27 protein-coding genes are annotated in these 25454 nt (G+C 60.2%); 14 read left to right on the top strand and 13 right to left on the bottom strand.

What is annotated here, in order from left to right:
• Positions 1 to 14: 14 nt before the first annotated feature.
• From AC13RM_RS27200 to AC13RM_RS27215, 4 genes are all read right to left on the bottom strand, one after another.
• Positions 15 to 1679: a saccharopine dehydrogenase family protein gene (locus AC13RM_RS27200; RefSeq protein ID WP_374818975.1), complete on the bottom strand. Its 1665-nt coding sequence runs from the start codon at positions 1677 to 1679 to the stop codon at positions 15 to 17.
• Entirely contained in the window at positions 1637 to 2056 is a 420-nt protein-coding gene (locus AC13RM_RS27205) for a thiol-disulfide oxidoreductase DCC family protein (RefSeq protein ID WP_374818977.1), read from the bottom strand. Before AC13RM_RS27205 ends, AC13RM_RS27200 begins: the two co-directional genes overlap by 43 nt.
• 230 nt (positions 2057 to 2286) lie before the next feature.
• Positions 2287 to 2541, bottom strand: a complete 255-nt coding sequence (locus tag AC13RM_RS27210) for a GCG_CRPN prefix-to-repeats domain-containing protein (protein WP_113232865.1) — start codon at positions 2539 to 2541, stop codon at positions 2287 to 2289.
• Positions 2542 to 2716: 175 nt separating this feature from the next.
• On the bottom strand, positions 2717 to 3619 hold the full coding sequence (locus AC13RM_RS27215; protein ID WP_374818980.1) for a phosphatase PAP2 family protein: 903 nt from the start codon (positions 3617 to 3619) through the stop codon (positions 2717 to 2719).
• Between the two features lie 404 nt (positions 3620 to 4023).
• On the opposite strand from AC13RM_RS27215, the gene AC13RM_RS27220 reads away from it, so the two are divergent.
• From AC13RM_RS27220 to AC13RM_RS27240, 5 genes are all read left to right on the top strand, one after another.
• The gene (locus AC13RM_RS27220) at positions 4024 to 4977 is read left to right on the top strand and encodes a GAF domain-containing protein (RefSeq protein ID WP_374818982.1); all 954 of its coding nucleotides are present in this window, start codon (positions 4024 to 4026) and stop codon (positions 4975 to 4977) included.
• A 154-nt stretch (positions 4978 to 5131) separates the two neighbouring features.
• A complete protein-coding gene (gene adh, locus AC13RM_RS27225; protein ID WP_374818984.1) occupies positions 5132 to 6640 on the top strand; it encodes an aldehyde dehydrogenase in 1509 nt (502 codons plus the stop codon).
• A gap of 81 nt (positions 6641 to 6721) precedes the next feature.
• On the top strand, positions 6722 to 7114 hold the full coding sequence (locus tag AC13RM_RS27230) for a DUF779 domain-containing protein (RefSeq protein ID WP_095437013.1): 393 nt from the start codon (positions 6722 to 6724) through the stop codon (positions 7112 to 7114).
• Positions 7115 to 7208: 94 nt separating this feature from the next.
• Positions 7209 to 7805 (top strand): DJ-1/PfpI family protein, encoded by a 597-nt coding sequence (locus AC13RM_RS27235; RefSeq protein WP_285171741.1) that lies wholly within the window; start codon positions 7209 to 7211, stop codon positions 7803 to 7805.
• Positions 7806 to 7823: 18 nt separating this feature from the next.
• Positions 7824 to 8174, top strand: coding sequence for a ribbon-helix-helix domain-containing protein (locus tag AC13RM_RS27240; protein WP_113232870.1), 351 nt, complete (start codon positions 7824 to 7826; stop codon positions 8172 to 8174).
• Between the two features lie 8 nt (positions 8175 to 8182).
• Here AC13RM_RS27240 and AC13RM_RS27245 read toward each other — a convergent pair whose 3' ends face one another.
• Positions 8183 to 8800, bottom strand: a complete 618-nt coding sequence (locus tag AC13RM_RS27245) for a TetR/AcrR family transcriptional regulator (protein ID WP_488555885.1) — start codon at positions 8798 to 8800, stop codon at positions 8183 to 8185.
• Positions 8801 to 8861: 61 nt separating this feature from the next.
• Between AC13RM_RS27245 and AC13RM_RS27250 the strand changes: the two genes are divergently transcribed.
• The 6 genes from AC13RM_RS27250 (at position 8862) to AC13RM_RS27275 (ending at position 13027) form a co-directional block, all read left to right on the top strand.
• Positions 8862 to 9782, top strand: coding sequence for an alpha/beta hydrolase family protein (locus AC13RM_RS27250; protein ID WP_488555918.1), 921 nt, complete (start codon positions 8862 to 8864; stop codon positions 9780 to 9782).
• 151 nt (positions 9783 to 9933) lie between these two features.
• Positions 9934 to 10236, top strand: a complete 303-nt coding sequence (locus AC13RM_RS27255) for a zinc ribbon domain-containing protein YjdM (RefSeq protein WP_113232934.1) — start codon at positions 9934 to 9936, stop codon at positions 10234 to 10236.
• 359 nt (positions 10237 to 10595) lie between these two features.
• Entirely contained in the window at positions 10596 to 11603 is a 1008-nt protein-coding gene (locus tag AC13RM_RS27260; RefSeq protein ID WP_488555886.1) for an aldo/keto reductase, read from the top strand.
• Between the two features lie 342 nt (positions 11604 to 11945).
• Positions 11946 to 12125: a CsbD family protein gene (locus AC13RM_RS27265; RefSeq protein WP_113232874.1), complete on the top strand. Its 180-nt coding sequence runs from the start codon at positions 11946 to 11948 to the stop codon at positions 12123 to 12125.
• A gap of 48 nt (positions 12126 to 12173) precedes the next feature.
• The gene (locus AC13RM_RS27270) at positions 12174 to 12518 is read left to right on the top strand and encodes a BON domain-containing protein (RefSeq protein WP_113232875.1); all 345 of its coding nucleotides are present in this window, start codon (positions 12174 to 12176) and stop codon (positions 12516 to 12518) included.
• A complete protein-coding gene (locus AC13RM_RS27275; RefSeq protein WP_488555887.1) occupies positions 12515 to 13027 on the top strand; it encodes a DUF992 domain-containing protein in 513 nt (170 codons plus the stop codon). Before AC13RM_RS27270 ends, AC13RM_RS27275 begins: the two co-directional genes overlap by 4 nt.
• A gap of 81 nt (positions 13028 to 13108) precedes the next feature.
• Here the strand turns inward: AC13RM_RS27275 and katG are convergent, their stop codons facing one another.
• Positions 13109 to 15307 carry a catalase/peroxidase HPI gene (katG, locus tag AC13RM_RS27280; RefSeq protein ID WP_488555888.1) on the bottom strand — a complete coding sequence of 733 codons (2199 nt, stop codon included), beginning with the start codon at positions 15305 to 15307 and terminating at the stop codon, positions 13109 to 13111.
• Positions 15308 to 15649: 342 nt separating this feature from the next.
• On the opposite strand from katG, the gene AC13RM_RS27285 reads away from it, so the two are divergent.
• Positions 15650 to 16660: a hydrogen peroxide-inducible genes activator gene (locus AC13RM_RS27285; RefSeq protein WP_488555889.1), complete on the top strand. Its 1011-nt coding sequence runs from the start codon at positions 15650 to 15652 to the stop codon at positions 16658 to 16660.
• A 156-nt stretch (positions 16661 to 16816) separates the two neighbouring features.
• Entirely contained in the window at positions 16817 to 16993 is a 177-nt protein-coding gene (locus AC13RM_RS27290; RefSeq protein ID WP_488555890.1) for a hypothetical protein, read from the top strand.
• Between the two features lie 174 nt (positions 16994 to 17167).
• Here the strand turns inward: AC13RM_RS27290 and AC13RM_RS27295 are convergent, their stop codons facing one another.
• The 5 genes from AC13RM_RS27295 to AC13RM_RS27315 all read right to left on the bottom strand — a co-directional run bounded on the left by AC13RM_RS27295 (position 17168) and on the right by AC13RM_RS27315 (position 22068).
• Positions 17168 to 18349, bottom strand: a complete 1182-nt coding sequence (locus AC13RM_RS27295) for a M20 aminoacylase family protein (protein WP_488555891.1) — start codon at positions 18347 to 18349, stop codon at positions 17168 to 17170.
• 75 nt (positions 18350 to 18424) lie between these two features.
• Positions 18425 to 19216 (bottom strand): amino acid ABC transporter ATP-binding protein, encoded by a 792-nt coding sequence (locus AC13RM_RS27300; protein WP_374819011.1) that lies wholly within the window; start codon positions 19214 to 19216, stop codon positions 18425 to 18427.
• Entirely contained in the window at positions 19213 to 20157 is a 945-nt protein-coding gene (locus AC13RM_RS27305; protein ID WP_374819013.1) for an amino acid ABC transporter permease, read from the bottom strand. Before AC13RM_RS27305 ends, AC13RM_RS27300 begins: the two co-directional genes overlap by 4 nt.
• Positions 20154 to 21044 (bottom strand): ABC transporter substrate-binding protein, encoded by an 891-nt coding sequence (locus tag AC13RM_RS27310; RefSeq protein WP_374819015.1) that lies wholly within the window; start codon positions 21042 to 21044, stop codon positions 20154 to 20156. The genes AC13RM_RS27305 and AC13RM_RS27310 overlap by 4 nt, the downstream gene beginning before the upstream one ends.
• Positions 21045 to 21090: 46 nt before the next feature.
• A complete protein-coding gene (locus tag AC13RM_RS27315) occupies positions 21091 to 22068 on the bottom strand; it encodes an ABC transporter substrate-binding protein (RefSeq protein WP_488555892.1) in 978 nt (325 codons plus the stop codon).
• 100 nt (positions 22069 to 22168) lie between these two features.
• Here AC13RM_RS27315 and AC13RM_RS27320 point away from each other — a divergent pair, with 100 nt between their 5' ends.
• Positions 22169 to 23497 (top strand): aminotransferase-like domain-containing protein, encoded by a 1329-nt coding sequence (locus AC13RM_RS27320; protein WP_374819019.1) that lies wholly within the window; start codon positions 22169 to 22171, stop codon positions 23495 to 23497.
• Positions 23498 to 23510: 13 nt separating this feature from the next.
• Here AC13RM_RS27320 and AC13RM_RS27325 read toward each other — a convergent pair whose 3' ends face one another.
• Complete coding sequence (locus tag AC13RM_RS27325) at positions 23511 to 24581, bottom strand: acyltransferase family protein (RefSeq protein WP_488555893.1); 1071 nt, start codon at positions 24579 to 24581, stop codon at positions 23511 to 23513.
• A gap of 39 nt (positions 24582 to 24620) precedes the next feature.
• Positions 24621 to 25436 (bottom strand): galactosyl transferase, encoded by an 816-nt coding sequence (locus AC13RM_RS27330; RefSeq protein ID WP_285171754.1) that lies wholly within the window; start codon positions 25434 to 25436, stop codon positions 24621 to 24623.
• Between the last annotated feature and the right edge of the window lie 18 nt (positions 25437 to 25454).

Below are 25454 nucleotides of genomic sequence, written 5' to 3' on the forward strand. Positions count from 1 at the left end.
CGCGCCGGATTGGATCATTCGATTGGCTGCAGCCAGCCTCGATAATGAACGACGGGGCCGATGAACGGCAGGGCGATCGGAACATCGAAGTAGAAGCGATCGTCCTCCGCCCATTCATGAGCGATGCTTTGGGGTGCCAGAAGGAGCGGCAGCGGAATGCGCAGGAACGACCAGTGCCGCATCTCCATGCTGAGCCCGTTGCCACGAGTGGGAAGATCGAAGGAAAAGCGGAAGGGACCGAAGCGTTCGACGAGGCGGCCATTCTCTTCGCTCAAATGGCTGAGGAAGCGCCGGCCGGAAAAATCCCGCGCCCATTCTTCGATCCCGTTGTTTTCGTCGAAGGAGACATGTAGCGCGTGCTTTCCGGCTGCGGGAAAGCCGAATATTCTCGCAACCAGCCAAGAAAGAGGCGAGCGTCCGCGGGTGACGACTGCCTCGCCCCTGGCGCCGCCATCGCCGAAGACATGGTGCATGGCGCGTACCGGCTCGGATAGATGAGCAAATGTGGGACCCATGACACGCTGATAGAGCGGCGTGTAAGGGGCTTCCGTCGTTTCCTCGGTGATTGCCAGATCGCGAAACAAGCTCCGGAAATCCTCAAGCGACAGGAGCCCGCCGGCGTGACGGGCGCCGGGTGAAAGACGACCGTCGCGCAAGGCCCGCGCCAGCAATTGTGCCGGAAGCGTGGGAATTTCCACGCCGTCGCCATTTTCGGCAATCAGAGTCCAGCGGCGAGCCTTCATGGTGCCTTGTGCCACGCCCTTGATCTCGATCGTCACAGCCGATCGCGCTGTGCCAAGCCCCGCCGTCAAGCGTTGCAGCGGCAGCAGAAAGCGGCGGATCTTCCGAAGCGATGTCAACCAGCCCCAGGCAACCGGCCAAGACAGCAGCCAGAGGGCCAAAGTCTGAAAGGCGAATTCAGGCCCCGCCCGGAAGATGACGCTGGGCCGTCCGGCAAAGCTTTCGACCAGCAGGTCGTGATCCGGCACGTCGGCCAGCGCCACCAGCCGGTGCAGAGGGCGTTGGCCAGCGACGGCGTAGGTTTCGCGCTTCAGCATGTGCCAGCCCATCGCTTCTCGCCAGCGCCGGCCGCGCCAGAGCCGCACCGGCCTGCCGACATAACTCAGGATTGCCGATGCGACCGAGGCGCCGGCGGTCGTGCGATTCGAGGCGCTGATCGACATTTCTATCGAACGAACCTCCTCCATGTCCTTGGCAAGGTCCGCAACAACGGCGCTGGAGAGCGCCGGCACGCTCGATGCACCCGAGATGACGGTGACGCCGGCCGCCTTGGCCCGTTCATCGAGGCAGCTGATCGCGCCGACGAAATCGCGCGCGTCGGCGAGATCGATGTAGTGGATACCGGCCTCTATGCAGGCTCGCGGAACTCTGTCATCGCTTTGCTGGAAGGGGCCTGCCGCATCGATGAGCACAAACGGCTGATATTTTTCGAGGATCGCTGCGATATCGCCATTTCGATCGGCTTGCAGGCCAATCGCATGCGGCAATCGAGCGGCGAGTGCCTTTGCCGCTTCAAGATTGCGTCCGGCGACCAGAACCTCGAAATCGTCGCCGGCAAGGCGCCGCGACAGCCGCGCGCCGAACCCGCCATAGCCGCCGAGAACGAGGATTCTTTTCAAAGGATGCGGCTCGCCTGCTCTGGCGTCGGCAGCCAGCATGTCTCCCGCTTGCCGAAGATGCGGTAGCGATTGCGGGCAAGCCAGAGGTAGATCGGATCGCGCAGCAGACGGGGTACGATGCGCAGCACGGAAATCGCCTTCCAAGGCCAGCCGAGGCCGGCATAAATGGCCAGCACCGCGTCGCTGTCGCGTAATACCTTTGCGCCGTCGACGATGATGAGGCTGTCGGGATCGGCGGGATCCATGCCGCAGCGGCGATAGAGCGCGATGCCGGTTTCATTCTGCATGGAGGCAAGACGGAAACGACCAAGATGGTCATGACGAAGCACGAACTGGGCGTTGGCGGTACACAGGACGCACATGGCGTCAAAGACGATGATCGGCCCTTGATAGTCGCTGATGGTGCTTTTGCTCATGCTGGCGGCGTCTTTTTCCGCAAACCGGTCTCGCCACAGCTTTGACCAGTTGCATTACCGCCGTCAATTGCACGTTTCTGTGGGCTGCCATGTCAAACTGACAAACGACCGCGAGCTTTGCATCGCAGGGCTAGGCTGCGGAAGGATCGAAGAAAGCAGGCCGATCGATCTGTCGGTTGGCATGCGGCCCGATCTGCAAGATCGGGCCGCACACATCGCGGAAGAGTGGCTTAGCGATAACGCCAGCCACCATGCCACCACTCGCGATGCACCCAATAGCGATGCCCATCCCAATAGCCACGACCGGGGTAGAAGATGCCATAGGCCGGAACCGCCGGCACGACGACGACGGGTCGCCCATCCGGGCGGCAGTAGCCATACGGGTTGCGATGCCAACCGATGCCGCATCCATCGCGGGCCTCGGCTGGCGAAATGGCCGCAAGGCAGGCGGTCGCGACAAAGGCCAGCAAAATGATCTTTTTCATGATGTCCTCATTCGTCCTTGAAGAGCTTCAAGCTGTTATCCCTTCAGCGCTTAAACGGCGGCGAGAGACAAATCCGTCGCTGCACGGTGATGATTTTGCATTCGGTGAGAAAGGGTGGCATCGGCCGTGCCGAAGCAGACAAATGATGCGGGAAAGCTATACTCGCCTGAAGGGATCAGGATCGAATTTCAAGGCTACGAGATGCCAGACGAGCCTGCGATGGGCACGATTTTGCTGCAGGCACCGTTTTCTTGCCGATCATCGGCACTCGCCGGATCAAGGCGCGCAGCACAGCGAGAATTGCCTTGTATTGCTCCCCAGGACATAAGCGGCCATTGGAATCATAGGCGAACAGGAGGCGGCGCTGGGCGAATGCGTGTGCCAGCCAAAAGGTAAAGGCGACGCCGACGCCCCAGCCCATTAGCGTATCGCTTGCCCAATGCGCGCCGACCCATTGGCGCGACAGGCAGATCAGGATGCCGATTGGCATGAAGACGGGGCGAAGGCGGGGAAAGACGAGCGCCAGCGACATCGCCATGGCGCCGGCCGTTGCGGAATGTCCGGAGGGAAAGGAGGCGAAGTCGGCATGGAAGGCAAAGGGTCGGAAAGAGAAGGCGCCGTTCGTATCCAGCAGTTCCGGCCTGGCGCGACCGATGATGTTCTTGGCGAGCGAATCGACAATGCCGCCGCCGGCGACCGCCAGAAAGATGAAGGCAGCGGCCGTGGCGATGAGATCAGCGCCCGTTCGCATGGATTTCCGCAGTTTGTGCGCGGGCGCGAGGATTGCAAAAATCAGCAGCGCACCGCTGAATGAGAGCACCAGAAGCCCGGTACCGAGGCTGCTGATCCACTTCGCCGTCCCACGCAACTGCGCGGGAAAAGACTTCATCCAGATGCCCAAGGGATAATCGGCCGCCCACATGACGAGCAATGACAGCGCGAGGAAAATGGCGATGACGACGATCGGGCGCTCGAGAAAAGCACGATTTGCAGGGGGCTTGATGGTCGGAGTGTTGAAGAAGCAGCGAAGGCCCCCAGCCATGCGTCTGCGACCGGTGTCGGCGGAACGCTCCAGCATTTCTTTTATGGCCTCTCGGCCTCGCTGCCATGCCTGCATAAAGCCGACTTTCCATTGCTGTCGAGACAGCCGCTCGTGGAGCTGGGCTCACCAATCGCCTTCCGCTCCGTTTCCCTTGGAAAAAAGCTGCTACAGCAACACGCTGACAGGCGCCTGAAAGGTCTCGATTGGCGGGTCAGATCTCGGTTGCGTGCGCGGCAAGCCAAAATGCACGGCATCGGCCAGACAGCTTCGATTGTTGGACCGTGCAGTCATGGGCTGAAGAAAGGCGTGGCGCTGAAAAAGACCGTGCCGCCAACAAGGTAGCCGCTGAATTCCGCGATCCCGGACGAAAGCCGCCGGGAGGATTGCTTCAATGGCCATTTTTAGCGACAATTGGACCAGCGTTCGGTGGGAGGAGCCAAATGCACGACTATTCCGCACATGCGGATCAGGTTTACGCGTCGGCGCAATCCGCGGCGGCGAGTTCGTCAGTTGTGGCTTCCTGGCGACGGTGCATGGTCATGCATCGTCTTGCGCCGGAGGAGAAGCGTCTGCCGATGCGCTTGACCAGCCAGGAATTTCAAACGGCGTTGGAGCGATCGGAACTGCTGGTTGCCGAAGCTGCCAATGAGTTGGATCGCCTGTTTCTCGCGGTCGGCAAAGCCGGTTGCTGCCTGCTTCTGACCGACCGCAGCGGTATCGCGCTGGAACGCCGCGGCGCTGCCGGTGACGACAAGGAGTTCCACGATCTCGGCCTATGGACCGGTTCCGTCTGGACGGAAGCGAGTATCGGCACAAACGGCATCGGCACGGCGCTTGCCGACGAGCGGGCCGTTGCAATCTTCCGCGACCAGCACTTCTTCTGCTCCAACATCAATCTCAGCTGCACCACGGCACCGATCCGCGATCATCGCGGCCAGCTTGCTGGCGCGCTCGACATTTCCACCTGCCGCGACGACGTGAATGATGCGACATTGGCGATCCTGTCGCAGACGGTGCGCGACGCGGCAGTGCGCATCGAGCTCAATCTTTTCCGCAGCGCCTTTGCCGGTGCCCGCTTCGTCATGGTGCCGACGGATACCGCGTCCACCTTGGCACTGCTGGCGGTCGACCGCAACGACCTCGTGCTCGGTGCAACCCGCGCAGCCCGCCTTGCATTGAAGCTCGACGATCATCGCATTGCCGCCGGTATTCCAGCCTCCGATGTTCTTCGCGAGCAGCAAGGGGCTGTGGGCGAGGATCTGATCGAGGCAGAGCGCGCTGCCTTGCTTAGGGCTCTTTCGCGCGCCAACGGCAATGTCTCCCAAGCGGCGGCTGCGCTTGGCATGAGCCGCTCGACACTGCATCGGAAGATGAACCGGCTCAATCTGCACTGAAGCGCCACAACGCGCATTCAATCTGGTAGCTGTCGCAGAGTTGCGACACTGTGCGTTGCAGCATGTAAGGCGGCCCCTATCGCCTGCCGCCATGTGCCCGCAGACTTCTCCCATCCGGTTCGCTTATCGAACCTGCCGACCAAGGGAGGATGGCATGCTGCATCAAAAGATCGTTGAATCTCCATTCAAGCTGAAATACGGCAACTACATCGGCGGCCAATGGCGCGAGCCGATCGGCGGCAAGTATTTCGACAATCTCACGCCGATTACCGGCGGCAAGATCTGCGAGATACCACGCTCCGACGAAAAGGACATCAACGCCGCGCTCGATGCCGCCCATGCGGCAAAGGACAAGTGGGGGCGGACGTCTACCACCGAGCGCTCCAATATCCTGATGAAGATCGCCCAGCGCATGGAAGACAAGCTGGAAGTGCTGGCGCAGGCCGAAAGCTGGGACAATGGCAAGCCGATCCGCGAAACCATGGCGGCTGACATTCCGCTCGCGATCGATCATTTCCGTTACTTCGCCTCCTGCATTCGCGCCCAGGAAGGCTCGATCGGCGAGATCGACCACGATACCGTCGCCTATCATTTCCATGAGCCGCTCGGCGTCGTCGGACAGATCATTCCCTGGAACTTCCCGATCCTGATGGCGGCCTGGAAGCTTGCGCCGGCGCTTGCCGCCGGCAATTGCGTCATCATCAAACCGGCCGAGCAGACACCAGCCTCGCTTCTGGTCTGGGCTGAGCTGGTTGGCGATCTCCTGCCGCCGGGCGTGCTCAACATCGTCAACGGCTTCGGCCTCGAGGCCGGCAAACCATTGGCGACCAGCCCGCGCATCGCCAAGATCGCCTTTACCGGTGAGACGACGACCGGCCGGCTCATCATGCAATATGCCAGCCAGAACCTCATCCCCGTCACGCTCGAGCTCGGCGGCAAGTCGCCGAACATCTTCTTTGCCGATGTCGCGGCCGAAGACGATGATTTCTTCGATAAGGCGCTGGAAGGCTTTGCAATGTTCGCCCTCAACCAGGGCGAGGTCTGCACTTGCCCCAGCCGTGCCTTGATCCAAGAGTCGGTCTACGACCGCTTCATGGAGCGGGCCGTCAAGCGCGTGGAAGCCATCAAGCAGGGCAATCCGCTGGATGCCGCAACCATGATCGGCGCCCAGGCCTCGAGCGAGCAGATGGAGAAGATCCTCTCCTATCTCGATATCGGCAGGCAGGAAGGTGCCGAAGTGCTGACCGGCGGCGGTCGCGCCGATCTCGGCGGCGAGCTGTCGAGCGGCTACTACATTAAGCCGACAATCTTCAAGGGGCATAACAAGATGCGGGTCTTCCAGGAGGAGATCTTTGGCCCGGTCGTATCGGTCACGACCTTCAAGGATGAGAAGGAAGCGCTCGAAATCGCCAATGACACGCTCTACGGCCTCGGCGCCGGCGTGTGGACCCGTGACGGCAATCGTGCTTATCGCTTCGGCCGGGAGATCCAGGCCGGCCGCGTCTGGACGAATTGCTATCACGCCTATCCGGCGCACGCAGCCTTCGGCGGCTACAAGCAATCGGGCATCGGGCGTGAGACGCACAAGATGATGCTCGATCACTACCAGCAGACCAAGAACATGCTGGTCAGCTATAGCCCGAAGGCGCTCGGCTTCTTCTAAAGTTCTCCCAACCAAGCGAGCAAGACCCCCGGCTGCGGCCGGGAGCCTTCAAGCATTTTCGGGGAGTGATGGAGGATCATCATGGATCACAGTGGATCGGCGCCGCGGGTGCTCGCGACCGACAAGGCGCTCGAGCTTATCCGCGAGATACAGCAAGACCATCCGGATATCCTGTTTCATCAGTCGGGCGGGTGCTGCGACGGCTCTTCGCCGATGTGCTATCCGGCAAGCGAATTCATGATCGGCGACAATGACGTCAAGCTTGGCGAGATCGGCGGCGTACCGGTCTATATCAGCGGCAGCCAGTTCGAAGCGTGGAAACACACGCAGCTCATCATCGACGTCGTGCCGGGACGCGGCGGCATGTTCTCCCTCGACAATGGGCGGGAGAAGCGGTTTCTGACCCGCTCGCGCCTCTTCGGCGGCGGCGAGGCCTGCGCAATCCCGGACATCAGCCGTTCGCCGGCGCAATAGGCAGGGTCATAAACGGCGTGTAGTATTCGCCTAATACCCGCAACCGCAGGCGCTTTGCTAGACTGCTGTCCGTTGGTTTTGAGGGAGGAAGACGATGCCAGCAGCAAAGATTTTGATGATCACTGGTGATTTCACCGAAGACTATGAAACCATGGTGCCGTTCCAGACGCTGCTTGCCTGCGGCTATACGGTCCATGCCGTCTGCCCGGGCAAGAATGCCGGCGAGACGGTCGCAACAGCCATTCATGATTTCGAAGGTGATCAGACCTATTCTGAGAAGCGCGGCCATAATTTCGCATTGAACGCGACCTTCGCCAGCATCCGGGCTGAGGATTACGACGCACTTGTCATTCCGGGCGGTCGCGCGCCGGAATATCTGCGCCTGAATCCAGAGGTCATCAATGCCGTTCAGCACTTCTTCGAGGCGGACAAGCCGGTTGCCGCCATCTGCCACGGCGCGCAATTGCTGAGTGCTGCCGGTGTCCTCAAGGGACGCACCTGCTCGGCCTATCCCGCCTGCCGTCCCGAGGTGGAGCTAGCCGGCGGCATCTATGCCGACATCGCTATCAATGACGCCGTTGCCGATGGCAATCTCGTGACCGCACCGGCATGGCCGGCGCATCCGTCATGGCTGCGTCAATTCATGGCCGTGCTGGATGCCAACGCTTTGTCGGCGGCAAACGCCGCTTGAAACTTAAGGGAGACGCGCATGTGCGAATTGTTCATCAAGGCCGATGCCAGGCTCTGGGAAAGTACCACGCGCTCCCTCCGCATCGACGGCATGGTGACCAGCGTCAGACTGGAAAACTTCTTCTGGTCGAAGCTGGAGGAAATTGCCCGGCGTGACGGCATGAACGTGGTGCAGCTGATTACCAAGCTGCACCATGAATCAATCGATGCCGGCCATGATCTCGGCAATTTCACCTCGTTCCTGCGGGTCTGCTGCGCACGCTATCTCGACCTGCAATTGGCCGGCGACATTTCGAACGATCTTTCCCAGCCGATCGCTAGCGTCGACGCGCCCGCCATTCTTGGCCGCGAACGTCTGAAGTATCATTGAGCGTACGACTACGCCGCGCCCGGGAGGCGGCGTTCGGGTGCTCTTGCGGCCGACAATCGTTCGGCAATCAGCCGTGCTGCCGCATCCGCAGCGGTTTCCATGTAGCTCGGATCGCGATGGAGCAGCACGACGGCAAAGGAGCCGTCGAGCAGCAGCATGATCTGGCGCGCGAGCGGCAGGGCATTGTTGCCCGCACCCGCCTCCGTGAAAGCCGATCTCAGCCACTCCTCTACACGCTTCTTGTGAGCACGCGCCGCAACAAGGGCCGGATGGCCGGGGAGGTTGATGAGTTCCACCGAAGTCCGCAGAAAACCACAGCCCTTCCATTTGGCGCTGCGCGCCGATTGCGCCAGCTGGCGGAAAATGCCAGCAACCTTTTCTGAAATGTCGCCTTCGGTTTCCTCGAACCAGCGCTTGAAGATCGCTAGGTTCGGTTCATCGCGCGCTTGCAGATAGGCGGCGATCAGATCGTCCTTGCTGCGGAAATGATAATAAAGGGTGCGCTTGGTGACGCCCGCTTTCTCTGCCATGGCGTCGACGCTGATCGCACGAATGCCGTCGCTGTGGAAGAGTTTTGCGGCGGCCTGAAGAATGCGCTCGCGTGTCGGCAGGGAACTGTCTCTCATGGCTCAACGTATACCGGGTAGTGAATATACACAACGCGGCGATCGTCCCATCCTGGCGCCCATGAGCCAGCAACCTCGACCATCCTTGAATGAAAGCAGTCTTTCGATTTCCATCCCTTGTCGCGATGGCGTCGTTCTCGGCGGCCATCTTTGGCTGGCGCAGACGAAAAGGCCGGACGGTAGCGTCATCATCAATCCGGCCACCGGGGTTCTCGCGCGCTATTATCACCGCTATGCGCGATTCCTGGCGCGGCATGGGTTCGATGTCCTGACTTTCGATTATCGCGGTATCGGCCAATCGCGCCCGCAACGGCTCCGCGGATCCCGCTATCGCTGGCGGGATTGGGGCGAGCAGGATTTCGATGCCGCGCTTCGGCTGATGGCCGACCATCGTCGCAACGGTCCGCTTTTGGTGGTGGGTCACAGCGTCGGCGGGTTCCTGCCGGGATTGGCTGAGAATGCCCCGGAGGTCGACAGGATGCTGACGGTCGGAGCTCAATATGCCTGGTGGGGCGATTACATGCCGAGCAGGCGGGCCGCTCTGTTCCTCAAATGGCATGTCGCTATGCCTGTGATGACTGCGCTCTGCGGCTACTTCCCGGGCCGGCGGCTTGGCTGGCTGGAGGATCTGCCGAAAGGCGTGGCAAACGAGTGGAGCTTTCGTGGCCCCAGGTTCGAGCGCAGTCATCCCACGGGCGAGAGGCGAGAGGTGCTGCGGCGAATGAGCGCCGTCAGAGCATCGATCCTGGCCGTTGCCGTTTCGGACGATGAACTTGGCACCGTGCCGGCAATTCGCCGCACATTGAATTATTATACCGGCGCGCAACGCCAGTCGGTGCTGCTCTGTCCGGTTGATTTCAATAGGGACGCAATCGGCCATTTCGGCCTGTTTCACGATAGCCATGCTGCCGGTTTCTGGGTCGATACGCTGTCGTGGCTTCGGGAGGGCCGCAATCCTTGGCCGGCATCCGAGCTGAAATAGGAACGCCGAGTGTCCGTATCGGCTCCTAGCTCCGCGCTTGTTGCAGAGGCTGATTGTCTCGGGTAGATGCCACTCACAGATCGTGAATGAGATGAAGTCAGGCGTTTGCCGGCTTTGAATGCTCAAAGAAACCTTTAGGATGGAGTTTGGCATGACCAGCCAGAATGACGAATATATCTATGACGAAGTGACCGGCGAGTGGCGGCCCGCCGCAGAGATGGCAGCTGCCAAGGCCGCAGAGCTCAGCGTTTACGATGCAAGCGGCAACGTTCTCGCCGATGGCGACTCCGTTACCCTCATCAAGGATTTGAAAGTGAAGGGCGCCAATCAGACCTTGAAGCAGGGTACCGTTATCAAGTCGATTCGACTGACCGATAATCCTGAAGAAGTCGATTGCCGTTACGACGGGATCAAGGGACTGGTTCTCCGTACCGAATTCATACGCAAGCGCTAGACGAATTTCCCCCGATATCGCCAGACTCGATGAGCGCACGGTTCTTTTCATTGCCTCGGGCGTGAAGCACGGCAGAATGTGCACTTGCCGATACTGATCGAGGCGTTGCGCTATCGCGGTTGACTCTTCCTTTGAAGGTTGACCCAAGCGGTGCGGTCACAAACGACGCCGGCCGGTCTGCATGCGGCGGAAGGGAGTTACTCCCCATCGCCGGGCAGAGATAAAATTGATCGATGGCCGAGCGATTATCCGGATTTCCGAATTGTAAAATTGCAAATTGCCGCTTAATTCCTGTGTTGGCTGCTCTTACATAGCGTGTAAAGTTATGTAACGGCTGCAGGCCGGCTGGGGGACAATGCATGCATCTTGATGACTATGCCGCACTCGGCCGCTCGGAGTTGCGCGTCAGTCCATTTGCGCTCGGAACCATGACTTTCGATGAGGGGTTCATCCGGCATTCGCCCGAAAATCAGCCCGCGGCGATCTTGGCGCGCTATCTCGAACTCGGTGGTAATTATCTCGATACAGGCAACGGAGCCATGAAAGCGGGCGGGCAGACGGTTGTCGGCAGCTATGTCGCACAAAACTCGATCCAGCGCGATCGTCTTGTCATCGCCGCCAAATTCGATGTCGCGCGGCATGGCGAAAGGCTTGTCCGCAAAGGCGTAATCGACGGCTTCGAGGAGACCCTTCGTCGGCTGCGTACCGACTATCTCGACCTCTATTGGTTGAACAATTGGGACATACAGGCGCCTTTGGAAGAAATGCTGGAGGCGCTTCACGATCTCGTTCAGTCTGGAAAGCTGCGTTATTTCGGCATTTCGGATACGCCGGCCTGGAAGGTGGCGCATGCCCATCTCCTGTCGCAATCCAACGGCTGGGCTCCATTCATCGGTTTGCAGATCGAATATTCGCTTGCTGCACGGCTATTTGAAATCGAGCTCATTCCCTTGGCGCGCGGACTGGGGCTTGGCGTTGTCTCGCATTCGCCATTGAGTGGCGGTCTCATCAGCGGCCGATATACGCGGGCCAACAATGCGGGCGCGAGAACAGGACATGCAGCGCAATTGGCGCAAAGGCCGGACGAGCAGGATCTTGAAATCGTCGACGCCCTGTTCCGCGTTGCCGACGAACTCGGTACGACAGCCGCACGCGTCGCCCTTGCCTGGGCAATGGCGCGCCTTGGCGTATCTTCGACGATTATCGGCGTCCATACACTGGAACAGCTCAATGAGGACATGGGTGCGCTCGAAGTCCGGCTTTCGCCCGAACAGACGGCGACGCTGGATGCGCTTACGATCCCCAATCCCGTCATTGCCCTGCCGCTGCCATTGCAGAATGCAGCACCTCTGTGTTGTGTAGACTGAACCGCAAACCTCAGTTTGCGAGCGGTTGCGGCGCCGCCATCGCTGCCGACGATCGCAATGGCTTTCCTTATCGACTGGCTGGCCTATCTAATAGTTCAGTCGTTTAAATGAGGCATCGCATCAGCGACGGATCACGGACACCGAATGTCCATTGGAATGTATTGTGCTCTCAGCCGCAGCCATCGACAGATGAATGCGCGAGATAGCCTCAAAAGGCTATTTTGCACTTGCACCAATAGTACATTCTGCTCTGCAAGCTATGCATTGCCGCCCTACTTCATTGTTCATGGTCTCGGCGGGACGCCGATACCTCCTCTTCTGAAAAGCTCAAGGAGATCAGAAATGGACAAGAACCGTGTCAAAGGCGCAGTCAAGGAAGCAACAGGCTCCCTCAAGGAGGCTGCAGGAAAGCTGACAGGAAACAATCGGCTCAAGATGAAGGGTGCTGCCGAGAAGGTTGAAGGCAAGATCCTGACGAAAGTCGGCAAGGCCAAAGACGCCATCAGGAACGCGCTTCGCTGACGCCAAGCGCGCGCGAAACTTTGCCACCGCGATTTATCGAGGCTTCCAATGCTTTTCCTGGCCAGGTCCCCATCGCCGACGACACCGTCGGATCGCTACGCAATCTGTGCTGCGATCCGCTCTCTGATCGCTTATGCCGAGGGACTTGAGGATTGTCATATCGATGTTGCCGCCATTGAAGGCGCAATCGTTCTTTCCGGAGTGGCATCGAACGACGAGGCGCGGCAGCGGGCCATTGCAATAGCCGCTGAATATGCCAGGACCCGCATCGTCAGCTACATCACCCTCCGGGTTGATCGCGACCCTTCCAGCCATCCGCAGATGGAGCTGTCCAATTCCCCCGCGCCGTCCGGGCAGACCGCGGCGCCCAAAACGCCGAAGGAGACGTCATGAAAAAGGTTATTATAGCGGCCGCGGCAATTGCAGTCGCCCTTGGTTCTGCGGCTTCGGCCGCCAGCACCCATTCCAAAAGGCAGTCGACACAGGTGGTGTCCGAGCCGAAGCAAAGGCTCGGAACGCTGTCCTGCGAGGTCGCAGGCGGCGTCGGCATGATCATCGGGTCGAACAAGGCGATCAGCTGCACATTCAAACAGCGAACCGGCAGAGTTGAGCGCTATGCGGGCGCGATCGGCAAGCTTGGCATCGATATCGGGGTCACCCGCAAGACCTATATGAGCTGGGTCGTCGTCAATACCGCGCCGACGCGTGTGGGCGACGGTGCTCTGGCCGGCACCTATGTCGGTGCTTCGGCAGGCGCTTCGGTGGGTCTCGGTCTCGGCGCGAATGCTCTCATTGGCGGCAATTCCAAGAATTTCGCCCTGCAGCCGCTGAGTGCGGAGGCAGGAACCGGCCTGAACGTTGCAGCCGGCGTCTCGCGCCTTCAATTGCAGTCTGCGCGCTGAGGTCCGCAGCGCGTTTAGAAATTACGTCATGCCTGGACGCGACCCAAGTAGGGTCGCGTCCAGGCATGTTATTCAGTCACTTCAAGCGATGTCGAAGCGGTCGGCGTTCATGACCTTGGTCCATGCCGCGATGAAGTCCTGCACGAACTTCTTCTCGGCATCGGACTGGCCGTAGACTTCGGCGATCGCGCGCAGCTGCGAGTTGGAGCCGAAAACGAGATCGACGCGCGTTGCGGTCCACTTCACGTCGCCAGTTGCCCGGTCACGGCCCTCGAAGACGTCCTTGGCATCCGAAACCGCCTTCCACTCCGTGCCCATGTCGAGCAGGTTTACGAAGAAGTCGTTGGTCAAGGTTTCCGGACGCTTGGTGAAGACGCCGTGCTGGCTCTGGCCGACATTGGCATCCAGAACACGCAGGCCGCCGATGAGGGCGGTCATTTCCGGCGCCGTCAGCGTCAGAAGCTGCGCCTTGTCGATCAGCAGCTCTTCGGAAGAGACGGTGTAGGCCCGCCGCTGATAGTTGCGGAAACCGTCGACGATCGGCTCGAGAACGGCAAAGGCATCGACATCGGTCTGTTCCTGCGACGCATCGGTGCGGCCCGGAGCGAAGGGTACGACCACATCATGGCCGGCCTTCTTCGCAGCCTGTTCGATGGCGACCGAGCCGCCAAGGACGATCAGATCGGCAATCGATACCGTCTTGCCGCCGGTCTGGGCGTCGTTGAACTTCTTCTGGATGCCTTCGAGCGTCGCCAGCACGGAAGCGAGCTGGGCCGGCTGGTTGGCCTCCCAATCCTTCTGCGGCGCAAGACGGATGCGAGCGCCGTTTGCACCGCCACGCTTGTCTGAGCCGCGGAAGGTCGACGCCGAAGCCCAGGCGGTCGAAACCAGCTGCGGGATGGTGAGACCCGATGCAGCAATCTCGGCTTTGAGGCTGGCGACATCGCTGGGCTCGATCGACACGGGACCGGCAGCCGGGATCGGGTCTTGCCAGATGAGCTCTTCGCTCGGCACTTCCGGACCGAGATAGCGCACGTGCGGGCCCATATCGCGGTGGGTCAGCTTGAACCAGGCGCGAGCAAAGGCATCGGCGAATTCGTCCGGGTTTTCGAAGAAGCGGCGGGAAATCTTCTCATAGGCCGGATCGAAGCGCAGGGCGAGGTCGGTGGTCAGCATGGCAGGAGCGTGACGCTTGGACTTGTCGTGCGCATCCGGAATCGAGCCAGCGCCGGCGCCATGCTTCGGCACCCATTGATGCGCGCCGGCCGGGCTCTTCGTCAGTTCCCATTCATAGCCGAAGAGGTTCCAGAAGAAGTTGTTGCTCCACTTGGTCGGCGTCGAGGTCCAGGTGACTTCGAGACCGCTGCCGATCGTATCGCCGCCCTTGCCGGTGCCGAAGCTGTTCTTCCAGCCGAGGCCCTGTTCTTCGATGCCGGCGGCTTCCGGCTCAGGACCGACATGGGCCGCATCGCCGGCACCATGGGTCTTGCCGAAGGTGTGGCCGCCGGCAATGAGGGCGACGGTTTCTTCGTCGTTCATTGCCATACGGGCGAAGGTTTCGCGGATATCGCGAGCGGCTGCAAGCGGGTCCGGATTGCCGTTCGGTCCTTCAGGATTGACGTAGATGAGACCCATCTGCACGGCTGCGAGCGGGTTTTCCAGATCGCGATCGCCGCTGTAGCGCTTGTCGCCGAGCCAGGTATCTTCCGCGCCCCAGTAAATGTCTTCTTCCGGCTCCCAGACATCCTCGCGACCGCCGCCGAAGCCGAAGGTCTTGAAGCCCATGGATTCCAGCGCGACGTTCCCGGTCAGGACCAGCAGGTCGGCCCAGGAGATGCTGTTGCCGTATTTCTGCTTGATCGGCCAGAGGAGACGGCGAGCCTTGTCGAGGTTGACGTTATCCGGCCAGCTGTTGAGCGGAGCGAAACGCTGCGTGCCGGAGGAGGCGCCGCCGCGACCGTCGCCCGTGCGGTAGGTACCGGCGCTATGCCAGGCCATGCGGATGAACAGCGGACCGTAATGACCAAAGTCGGCTGGCCACCAATCCTGCGAATCGGTCATAAGGGCGGTGAGGTCCTTCTTAAGGGCCTCCAGGTCGAGCTTCTTGAATTCCTCGGCGTAGTTGAATGCCTTGCCCATCGGGCTGGAAAGCGCCGAATTCTGGTGAAGAATCCGAAGGTTCAGCTGATTCGGCCACCAGTCCCGGTTCGAACGTGCGGAAACGCTCGTGTTTCCATGCGGAAACGGACATTTGCCGGCAGTTTCGACTTTTGTATCCATGATACTCTCCCTTACGATGATTTGATTTGTGACGACCGGAGAAGGAGCTTTGCCAGCCCGCCGGGAAATGGCCCGGTTCCAAATTGGGTATGGCAGCGACATGTCAGACGCATGAATCTCTCGTTATTCTGGCCTCGCGTGAAACGGAGACGTGGAAGCAGGCAAAGCTTGGGTCCCCCTGCCTTCCGACCGGCCCGTGCATCGATGAACTGAACGCAGTCAAAGCTCTCAATATGAGCTCCATATGACAGGCGGCCGCATCTCATCTCTGCCGCGGCACTATAGCTAAGGCTTTCCATTAATTTAAGTTGGATTTCCTGATTGACGCGATAAGATGAGCTTATGGCAAACTTCACGCTCAAACAGCTTCGCTATTTCGAAGCGCTGGCTCGGCTCGGCCACTTCGGACGCGCTGCCGATCTATGTGCGATCTCTCAGCCCGCCTTGTCGATGCAGATCAAGGAGCTGGAGGAGCAACTCGGCACCGACCTCTTCGAAAGAGGTGCGAGACAGGTCCGGCTGACCAATTTCGGGGAAGCCTTCGCGATCCGCGTCCGAGACATCCTGCGCTCCGTCGATGAGCTGGGAGATCTTGCCCGCGCGTCACGCAATCAGCCGGTGGGCCGATTGCGTATCGGCATCATACCCACGGTCGCGCCCTATCTGCTGCCGAGCATCATCGGCAATCTCTCCCGTATCTATGACGGGTTGGATATCCATGTGCGCGAGACACTGACCTCGAAACTGGTCGAGGAGCTGGAGGAGGGGAGGCTGGATACGGCGATCGTCGCCCTGCCGATCTCTGAAGCATCGCTAACGGAAGTGCCGCTGTTTGTGGAAAATTTCGTATTGGTGCGGCCAAGCGAGGACGAGGGCAAGCCGGTGCCCAACCGCGAGGCGCTTCGCGAAATGCGGCTGCTGCTGCTGGAGGAAGGGCATTGCTTTCGCGACCAGGCGCTTTCCTTCTGCAACATCCAGTCGGCCCTGCCGCGGGAGCTGATGGATGGCAGCTCGCTCTCGACGCTGGTGCAGATGGTCAGTGCCGGCATCGGCGTCACTTTGATACCGGAGATGGCCGTGGCGGTAGAAACCCGCTCGGCCTCGGTGTCGACGGTGCGCTTCCAAAGCCCACAGCCCTCGCGCACCATCGGCATGATCTGGCGCAGGACGAGCCCTCTCGCCAAGCAGCTCATGCAGATTTCCGAAGTGGTGCGCGAGGCGGCCGACGCTATGCGCCAACATCACGATTCGATGTGGCGCGCACAGGACCTAGGGCGCGATGGCCAACTGCAACCGTCGGCTGCTCGCCACCCCGGCTTTGGTGCCGTCGATGACCCGTCATCGCGCCGGTAGGCTCTGCCTCGCGTACGAACGCTATTGGGATCTTTTCCACAGAAGGCGATATTTCAAACGATTGAAAATATTTTAATCGTTTAAATAGTTTAATGCCTTGATTTACAAAGAAACTCCTCCATGTCATGCCAGTAACGCATGGCAATGGAGGTCGTGATGCAAGAGTTTGAAAACGTAAGAAATGAAATTCCTACGTATGTGATTGATCGCCTCGAAAATGAATGGCGGGTAATGCAGACTCAGAATGGGCAGCCGGAAGCCGGGCTGGGGACTGAAACACCTGCAAATACAGCGCCTGCAACGGGCGATGGTCTCGGATCCTTCGATAAGTAGTATTTTTAAGGGCAGGAATCGCACCGCGCTCGCGGGTTTAGCGGCGCTATTGAAAGCATCGCATTCCGCCTTTTTCCATGACATCCAGAAAACGGATCAGCCCCGGCTTGTTGCCAGGGCTGCTGTTTATCGTGGCGTCGCCAGCTCCGCCTTGCGATCCAGATAGGAACCGGTTCAGGCGTCGAGATAACGCTCGGTCAGACGCGCCCACATAGCCGCGCCGACGGTGAGGCTTTCATCGGCGAAATCATACTTGGCGCTGTGGAGGATGGCCGAGTTCACGCCGTTGCCGAGGCGCAGGAAGCTGCCGGGCTTATGCTCCAGGTAATGCGAGAAATCCTCGCTGCCGGGGATCAGGCCGCAGGTGGTGACCTTCTCAGCGCCGACAAGTTCCTCGGCGACCATCCGCGCGAATTCCGTTTCCTTCTCCGAGTTGACGACCACCGGATGGCCGTGGACATAGTCGATCTCGACGCTTGCGCCATAACCCTCTGCAATCGACGCTGTCAGCTTGCGGATGCGCGCCTCAAGCAGCTCGCGCACCTTCGGATCGAAGGAACGGACCGTAAGCAGCATCTTCGCACTTTCGGGAATGACGTTCGATACTTCGCCGGCATGGATGGCGCCGACCGTCACGACCGCTGTCTGGGTCGGGTCGACGCTGCGGGCAACGATCGTTTGCAGGCTGACGACGAGGTTGCAGGCGACAACCACCGGGTCGATAGTCAGATGCGGGCGCGAGGCATGGCCGCCTTTGCCTATGATGGTAATCTCAACTGTGTCGGCGGCCGCCATCAGCGGGCCGGAGCGCAGCAGCCAGGTGCCTTCTGTAGCACCGGGGTGATTGTGCAGCCCATAAATGACGTCGAAGGGGAAGCGTTCGAACAGTCCGTCCTTGATCATCGCCGGAGCGCCACTGACGGCGCCCGCCTCCTCAGCCGGTTGGAAGATCAGGTTCACGGTGCCGTTGAAGCGGCGGGTGCGAGCGAGATATTCGGCCGCCCCGAGCAATATGGTGGTGTGGCCGTCGTGGCCGCAGGCATGCATCTTGCCGGGCGTCTTGCTGGCATAAGTGGCGCCGGTCTGTTCAATGATCGGCAGGGCGTCCATATCGGCGCGGATCGCGATGCTCTTCTTGCCGGCTCCAACCGTCATGCGCGCGACGACGCCATGACCGCCGACATTGCGGGTGACCTCGTAGCCCCAGGCCTCCAGCTTCTCGGCGACGAAGCGTGCGGTTTCAGCTTCTTCGAAAGAGAGTTCGGGATTGGCGTGCAGATGTTGGCGGATGCCCGTCAGCTCGGCCTTCATCGGCTCGAAGTCCGAGAGGCGGGCGAAATCGTTGTCGAGGGTCATGGCTATTCCAATGGTTCGCTTGAGCCGCCATCCGCCATAAAGCGTGCTGGCTTCCGTGATAATGGAGCCGCCGCGCTAGATGAAGCGCGACAGGAAGCTTCTGGTGCGGGGATGCTGCGGATTGCCGATAACATCTTCCGGCTTACCCTGTTCGACGATCTTGCCGCCATCCATGAAGACGACACGGTCGGCAGCCTCGCGGGCAAAGCCGATCTCGTGGGTAACGACGATCATCGTCAGACCCTGTTTGGCAAGGTCACGCATGGTGGCGAGCACTTCGCCGACCAGTTCCGGATCGAGCGCAGACGTCGGCTCGTCGAAGAGCATCAGCTTCGGTTTGATCGCCAGCGCTCTCGCAATCGCCACGCGCTGCTGCTGCCCACCGGAGAGTTGCCGGGGGTAGTTGTGAGCCTTGGCCGACAAGCCAACGCGGTCGAGCAATGCCAGCGCATTCTCGGTTGCCTGCTTGCGGCTTTCGCCATGGATGCCGATCGGCGCCTCGATGACATTCTGTAGCGCCGTCATATGCGGATAGAGATTGAACTGTTGGAACACCATGCCGATCTTGCGCCGCTGCAGCGCGATCGCATGATTGGACAGTTTGACCAGCCGGCCCTTGTTCAACCGATAGCCGATCTGCTCGCCATCGACTTCGATCGAGCCGCGATTGATCGATTCCAGATGGTTGATGCAGCGCAGGAAAGTCGACTTGCCGGAACCGGAAGGGCCGAGGATGACGACCACTTCACCGGGCGTCACATCGAGGTCGATGCCTTTCAGGACTTCAAGGTTTTCGAAGGACTTGTGGACGTTGCGCGCCTGCACCAATGGGGTCACGTTGACGACGGAGTTCATCGGAGCGTTCATTGGCCCGCCTCCTGAACCGGCAGGAGGGCCGGCGCATTCTCCGTTACCGCCTTGGTCCCACCGGAGCGGCGGTCGGCGCGGCTATAATGGCGCTCGATATAGCTCTGGCCGATATTAAGCACCGAAGTGATCAGCAGATACCAGATGACGGCGACGAGCAGCATCGGGATGACTTCGAAGGTGCGGTTGTAGATCGACTGCACGGAATAGAGCAGGTCTGCCATGGCGATGACGCTGACGAGCGAGGTCGCCTTGATCATGCTGATGAGCTGGTTGCCGGTTGGTGGCACGATGGAGCGCATGGCCTGCGGGATGATGATGCGGCGAAGAGCCCGGCTTCTCGTCATGCCGAAGGCTTCAGCGGTCTCGAACTGGCCCCTATCGACCGAAAGCAGGCCGCCACGGATGATTTCGGCCATATAGGCGGCTTCGTTCAGCGCCAGGCCGGCGATCGCCGCCGTCATCGGGCTGATGACGGAATTGGTATCCCAGCTGACGAAGGTCGGGCCGAAGGGAATGCCGATCGATAGCGTCGGGAAAAGCGTCGAAAGATTGTACCAGAAGATCAGCTGCACGAGCAGCGGCGTGCCGCGGAAGAACCAGATGAACAGCGAGGCGAGCGTGCTTGCCAGCGTGTCCTTCGACATGCGGGCAATCGCCAGCAACAGGCCGAAGACGATGCCGAGCACCATGGCGACGACGGTCAGCCCGAGTGAAACATACAGGCCGCTGATGACGACCGGATCGAAGAAATACTGTGCGACGACATGCCAGCCGAAGTTTTCATTGTGGGCGACCGACCAGGCCCAATAGGCCGCGATCGCAAGGGTAACGATCCAGGCCGCCACACGACCCTTCGGGAACGGTGTGTGGGCATTCGCCACATCCCGTTCCGACGCATCGCCTGAAGGCGATGCGATGTTTCCGGCGTTCCTACTCATTTCGGCAATGTCCCGCCAAGATTGATACCCGGTTCCTTGATCATGTTGTTCTCAAGGCCCCATTTCTTCATGATCGCGGCATAGGTGCCATTGTCCATGAGAAGTTTGACGGCATCCTTCAGAATTGGGCCGAGCGGCGAGCCTTTCGGCACGACGGCGCCCTGATAGAGATCTTCGAAACCGTTCTTCTGGCCGACGCCCGTTAGTTCGAGCTGGCCGTTCGCCTGCGAGACGAAATAGGTGAGCGGCGCCTGTGAGGAGAAGAAGGCGTCGGAGCGCTTGGAGCGGACGGCGAGGATCGAGCTCGGCTGGTCTGTGAAGGACTGGACCTCGATTGCACCCTTGCCGTCTGTCTTGCACTTCTCGGCTTGCACCTGGATGACCTTCTCGGCCGAGCCGCCGGCCATGACGGCAATGCGCTGGCCGCAGGCACTGTCGAGCGAGGTGATGCCCTTCGGGTTGCCGTTCTGGACGGCGAAGACCACGAATTCCTGTACCCAGTCGACGAAATCATTGGCCTCCTCGCGGCTCTTGAAATCGCCGATCGGGCCGAAGGCGAACTGGTAGCGGCCGGAATTGATGCCGGCGAGGATGGCGGGCAGGCCACTGACGCTTTCATGCTCGATCTTGACGCCGAGCACTTCGCCGATCGCGTCGGTCAGATCGGCGCTGGCACCGGTCAGCTTGGTGCCGGTGACGATTTCATAGGGAGGGAAAGAGCCGTTGTTGACGGAGATCATCTTGCCCGATGTGCGGATGGCTTCCGGCAGCTTGGCCTGCAGATCCTTGTTGACCGAAAGTTTCGGCAGGCTCGCATCCTCGGCGAAGGCGGCGCCCGACATCATCAGGCTTGCCAGGGCGACGTAGGTCATTTTCTTCAGCGACATGTTCATTCCCCTTTTTGCTTTGTGTCTCTGATTTTTGAGGCGGTGGTCAGGCAGCGCTCGTCCGGCTGCCGTCGACATCGAACGGGAAGAGTTCCTCCGGCGTCATCAGCCGCGGCAGGATGCCCTGCACATGCAGCTCCCCGGCGAAATCGGCGATCATCTTGCGGTTGGCGGCAAGGCCGCTCGCATCCCACCCTTCCGGCAGCTCGGCTGCCGATTTCAACAGCTCATCGAGCATAAAGGGCGTGGTGTCGGCATATTTGCGCCGCTTGCTCAGCCAGACACGCTGCGATTCATCGATGAGCGCGCTCAGTTCGGCCATGACCCATGGATGCTCGGCGACAAACTCCGCCTTGAAACCAATCAGATGCATACCCGGTACATAGCCCACATCGGCAAAATAGCGATGCTCGGCGGCGCGGAAATCCGGCAGCAGCTGGCGAAAGCCGGAATTGCCGGCGAAATAGCCGTCCGGCATGAAGGGCGTGAAGATCGCATCAAGCAGCCCTTCCTTCAGCAGCTCCACCATCGGCCTTTCGCCGGGTGCCGCCTCGATGCGGCCGGGGCGGCCAAAGCCGTCAAGGCGGTCGGTGATCGGATGGGCTTCGGTGAGGCGGCCGGCATACCACATGGCATCTTCGACGCCGACACCTTCGCGACGCAGCGCTGCTCGCGTCCAGGTATTGCCGGAGTCGCGCCAGCCGGTGACGCCGATGCGCTTGCCGGCGAGCTCAGCAAAGCTTGTGATCGGGCTTTCCTTGGCGGTGATGACGCAGCGATGGCGGAAGCCACGCATGATGAAGTTTGGAATGCCGACCACGCTGTCGTCGCCATCGATGCGCAGCTGCGTGTAGCGGCTGAAGGAGGTTTCGGCGGCGTCATAGGCGTCGCTCTTGCCGACATGCGAGATCAGTGTGCCGACCCGGTCCACCCTAATGTCGAGTTTCGGGGAAGAGACATCGCCCAGGACCAGAGGGGTCATGTAGTCCCAGTCGCGAAGGGCAAGGCGGAGAGTAAGGGGCATGAAATTCACTCGCGGGAAAACTTGTTTTCTCAACGAATAAATGTTCAATATAAGTCGATCAAATGTTATTACGTTATTGAACATTAAAAATGGTGCGGAAATGAGCGAAGAGCGGGATGCGAAATGGTTCGCCTCACAATTGAGCGATCGGACCATCCGTGGCATCGCGCTCGAAACGAGCGCGCTCATTCGCGCCGGTGCTCTGCCTGTTGGTACCAAGCTGCCGCCGATCCGCGACCTTGCCTTTGCCCTTGGGGTGAGCCCGGCAACCCTGTCGGAAGCCTGGAGCGAACTCAGACGTCAGAAGATCATCAGCGGACGCGGCAGGAATGGCACATGGGTCAGCGGCGACCGCTTCGTCGCCAAGCCGGCGCGGCTGGCAAGTGTCGGCGACTACGGTTCCGACGCCCTCAATCTGACGGCAGCCGTTCCCGATGTCCGGCTGCTGCCAAAGCTGGAGGCGGCGATGGCCTATGGCGCCTCGGCAGAAAATCTCAACAGCTATGAACGCAGCCGGATCCTGCCGGAGCTGGAGGAGCAGGTCAGGAAGACGTGGCCTTACGAGCCGGAGGCGTTTCTGGCGACCAATGGCGGCTATAATGCCGTCTACACCCTGATCAACGCCCTCGTCATGCCGGGTGCTGCCGTTGCGATCGAAGATCCGACGGGCATGCGGCTTCTCGATATTCTCGAGGATCGTGGCGCACGCATCATTCCGGTGAAATGCGACGAGGAGGGGCCGCTGCCGGCCTCGCTGGAGGAAGCGCTAAAATATCGCCCGGTCGCTTTCATCTTCCAGCCGCGCATCCATTCCGTCACCGGCCAGAGCGTGAGCCCGGCGCGCATGGCAAGCCTCACGGAGATCCTTCGCGACAAGGATACGCTGATCGTCGAGGACGATGGCATTGCCGATATCTCGACGGCACCACGTCATTCGATGGGGCATCTCTTTCCGGATCGGGTCATCCATATCCTGTCTTACTCGAAGACGCACGGGCCGGACCTGCGCCTCGCGGTCTTGTCGAGCTCACGGGCGATCATCGACCAGATCCAATCCTATCGCAGCTTCAGCTCCGGCTGGACCAGCCGTATTCTGCAGGCGGCGGCTGCCTGGCTGCTGCGCGATCCGGCAACGGCATCGTGCCTGGATCATGCCCGCAGGACCTATCGGGAACGCCGCGCAGGGCTCATCGATGCGCTTCGCGAGCGCGGCGTCGATGCGTGGCATGGAGAGGGATTATGTGCCTGGGTGCCGGTCTCCTCCGAGCCCTTCGCAATGGTGACGCTAGCTGCCCGAGGCATTGCCGTGCATCCCGGCGCAAAATTCTCGATCCTGCCCAGCAGCCATTTGCGTGTCGCGACCGCCAAACTCTTGGAGCGCCGCGAATATGTTGCCGATGCCATCGCACTTGCCGCCGTCCACACGTAACGCCCGGAAACAGTCAGCCGCGTTGGCTGGCTTCGATGCTTTTGGGAGCGCCTTTCGAGGCACCGATATAGCGAACCAGGATTTCAGCAAGCTTGGCCGAGATGAGGGCGATGATGGAAATCGCGACGAGATAGATCGCGATATAGACGGGCTGCGGTAAGGGGGTATCGCGCATCAGATGCCCGTAAATCTCGGTAAAACCGCGATGGCACATGTAGATCGGGTAGGAGAGATAGCCAAGAAAGATGCCGAGCCGCTGCAGCCTCTCCGGCAGTTCGAGCATCGTGCCGGCAAGGACGATGAGCGGCGAGATCAGGATGCAGAAAACAAGCGCATATTTCAGCGAATAGGTGGGGAGAAACAGCAAGATTAAGATCACCGCAATGGGCAATAGTGCCGCATAGCTGTTCATAGTGCGCCCAAGCGCGGTTTTACCTCGAAGCCGATAGATGATCATTCCGAGGGTGAAGGAGAAGAAGACGCGCGCAAGGCCGCCATCCACGGAGTGCCATTCCCAGCCGAGATCGAGCGATTTGTGGAAAAAAACCGAGACGATCAGCATCGCCAGAGATGCGAGGGCAATGACGATGAGGCTCCGCGTTTTCAATCTGAACAGCACCAGCGCGAATATGAGATTGGCCAGCAGCTCCCAAAACAGCGACCAGGCGGGGCCATTCAACGGATAAAGCGCCAGGATATCGCCCGCCGACCGCGTCAGAAAACTCGGCGAAGGCAGCATGAATATGGTCGTAAGGATGCTCGCGGCAAGATCGGCCCGTCCGACACCGGATGCCTGCCAGTGCAGCAGCAATTGCACAAGGCCGTAGACGCTGCCGATGAGGAAGAGCGGATAGAGACGCGCGTAGCGAGCCTTCATGAAGGCCAGCACGGTCATGCCGCTTGCGAGTTTTTCACCATAGGCCCTGGCAATCACGAAGCCGCTGAGCACGAAGAAGAAATCGACCGCGATATAGGCCGAAGGCGCATAGGGCCTGTCGAGGTGATAGACGACGACCGCGAATGCCGCCAGGCCGCGCATCGCATCCAGGGCGGCATATCTGTGTTTCGTCGTATTGGCCGGCATTGGTCGAAACCTCGTTGGGCGGAAAGGATTGCGCTTACGCTATCCGGCGGCGCGCGCGCCGAAGAATTCGCTTCTCAAGTTTCGATCGAGCGGGCGCACCCGCGAAAGATTGCCCAGGAACTGGCGGGGGCTTGTGAGTACCGACCGGTTCAGAAAATGGGTCCTGATCAGGCCGGAGGATTTGCTGTGGGCGCCGGCATGGCCGACCCGATAGATCGCGCCACGGAAGGGCAGCGATCCGAGCGGAGAGCCGGCATCGGCCAGCAGCTTGCCGATGCGCACGTGGCTGCCGAGCATGGATTTGATGTAATCGACCTCGGCATCCTCGAAGGTCGCCGGCAAGCGATAGAGATCGGAGCGAATGATCAGCGACGTTCCGCAATAATTGGCGAAATCATTGTGATGCATAAGCAGCCTGCCGCCTTCGTTCCAGAGATAGCCCCGGTTGATTTTCCAGCCATTGGCATCGGTATTTCGAGCTGCGAAATCGACGATATTGGCGCTGACGAAATCATCGTCGTCGACAATCATGAAAAAACGCGTCTCGCGCGCCGAAAGCATGCCGCTTAAGACACGACGGCCCTTGTCCAGCCGGAACGCATCGTAGACCTTTTCGCGATCGGCACCGTTGATGTCGTGCAGCTGGTTCGGCGGGAAGGTCACGCGTTCTGCCGTAAAATTCGGCGGCAAATCCGGCAGATCGGCGCCTTCATTGGCGACGACTACGCCGCGCCAGTTCCTGTTGGACTGGCCGGCGATCGATGCGATCGTTTGCGACAGCCGCCGTTTCAATGCCGGCCAATCATTGGAATTGGCCTGATGCCGAACGGGAATGATGAACGTAACCAGTGTCATGAGGCGCCTTTCCGACTT

This window comes from Martinezella sp. CNPSo 3732, assembly GCF_057784515.1.

Excerpts from the sequence above, each read along its gene's own strand:
- AC13RM_RS27305 (WP_374819013.1), bottom strand. The coding sequence starts at position 20,157 with ATGAGTAGGAACGCCGGAAACATCGCATCGCCTTCAGGCGATGCGTCG.
- AC13RM_RS27255 (WP_113232934.1), top strand. The coding sequence starts at position 9,934 with ATGACCAGCCAGAATGACGAATATATCTATGACGAAGTGACCGGCGAG.
- AC13RM_RS27210 (WP_113232865.1), bottom strand. The coding sequence starts at position 2,541 with ATGAAAAAGATCATTTTGCTGGCCTTTGTCGCGACCGCCTGCCTTGCG.
- AC13RM_RS27290 (WP_488555890.1), top strand. The coding sequence starts at position 16,817 with ATGCAAGAGTTTGAAAACGTAAGAAATGAAATTCCTACGTATGTGATT.
- AC13RM_RS27295 (WP_488555891.1), bottom strand. The coding sequence starts at position 18,349 with ATGACCCTCGACAACGATTTCGCCCGCCTCTCGGACTTCGAGCCGATG.
- AC13RM_RS27300 (WP_374819011.1), bottom strand. The coding sequence starts at position 19,216 with ATGAACGCTCCGATGAACTCCGTCGTCAACGTGACCCCATTGGTGCAG.
- AC13RM_RS27220 (WP_374818982.1), top strand. The coding sequence starts at position 4,024 with ATGCACGACTATTCCGCACATGCGGATCAGGTTTACGCGTCGGCGCAA.
- AC13RM_RS27230 (WP_095437013.1), top strand. The coding sequence starts at position 6,722 with ATGGATCACAGTGGATCGGCGCCGCGGGTGCTCGCGACCGACAAGGCG.
- AC13RM_RS27320 (WP_374819019.1), top strand. The coding sequence starts at position 22,169 with ATGAGCGAAGAGCGGGATGCGAAATGGTTCGCCTCACAATTGAGCGAT.
- AC13RM_RS27205 (WP_374818977.1), bottom strand. The coding sequence starts at position 2,056 with ATGAGCAAAAGCACCATCAGCGACTATCAAGGGCCGATCATCGTCTTT.
- AC13RM_RS27245 (WP_488555885.1), bottom strand. The coding sequence starts at position 8,800 with ATGAGAGACAGTTCCCTGCCGACACGCGAGCGCATTCTTCAGGCCGCC.
- AC13RM_RS27315 (WP_488555892.1), bottom strand. The coding sequence starts at position 22,068 with ATGCCCCTTACTCTCCGCCTTGCCCTTCGCGACTGGGACTACATGACC.
- AC13RM_RS27260 (WP_488555886.1), top strand. The coding sequence starts at position 10,596 with ATGCATCTTGATGACTATGCCGCACTCGGCCGCTCGGAGTTGCGCGTC.
- AC13RM_RS27275 (WP_488555887.1), top strand. The coding sequence starts at position 12,515 with ATGAAAAAGGTTATTATAGCGGCCGCGGCAATTGCAGTCGCCCTTGGT.
- AC13RM_RS27200 (WP_374818975.1), bottom strand. The coding sequence starts at position 1,679 with ATGCTGGCTGCCGACGCCAGAGCAGGCGAGCCGCATCCTTTGAAAAGA.
- AC13RM_RS27250 (WP_488555918.1), top strand. The coding sequence starts at position 8,862 with ATGAGCCAGCAACCTCGACCATCCTTGAATGAAAGCAGTCTTTCGATT.
- AC13RM_RS27265 (WP_113232874.1), top strand. The coding sequence starts at position 11,946 with ATGGACAAGAACCGTGTCAAAGGCGCAGTCAAGGAAGCAACAGGCTCC.
- AC13RM_RS27325 (WP_488555893.1), bottom strand. The coding sequence starts at position 24,581 with ATGCCGGCCAATACGACGAAACACAGATATGCCGCCCTGGATGCGATG.
- AC13RM_RS27285 (WP_488555889.1), top strand. The coding sequence starts at position 15,650 with ATGGCAAACTTCACGCTCAAACAGCTTCGCTATTTCGAAGCGCTGGCT.
- AC13RM_RS27330 (WP_285171754.1), bottom strand. The coding sequence starts at position 25,436 with ATGACACTGGTTACGTTCATCATTCCCGTTCGGCATCAGGCCAATTCC.
- AC13RM_RS27310 (WP_374819015.1), bottom strand. The coding sequence starts at position 21,044 with ATGTCGCTGAAGAAAATGACCTACGTCGCCCTGGCAAGCCTGATGATG.
- AC13RM_RS27240 (WP_113232870.1), top strand. The coding sequence starts at position 7,824 with ATGTGCGAATTGTTCATCAAGGCCGATGCCAGGCTCTGGGAAAGTACC.
- AC13RM_RS27235 (WP_285171741.1), top strand. The coding sequence starts at position 7,209 with ATGCCAGCAGCAAAGATTTTGATGATCACTGGTGATTTCACCGAAGAC.
- AC13RM_RS27215 (WP_374818980.1), bottom strand. The coding sequence starts at position 3,619 with ATGCTGGAGCGTTCCGCCGACACCGGTCGCAGACGCATGGCTGGGGGC.
- adh (WP_374818984.1), top strand. The coding sequence starts at position 5,132 with ATGCTGCATCAAAAGATCGTTGAATCTCCATTCAAGCTGAAATACGGC.
- AC13RM_RS27270 (WP_113232875.1), top strand. The coding sequence starts at position 12,174 with ATGCTTTTCCTGGCCAGGTCCCCATCGCCGACGACACCGTCGGATCGC.
- katG (WP_488555888.1), bottom strand. The coding sequence starts at position 15,307 with ATGGATACAAAAGTCGAAACTGCCGGCAAATGTCCGTTTCCGCATGGA.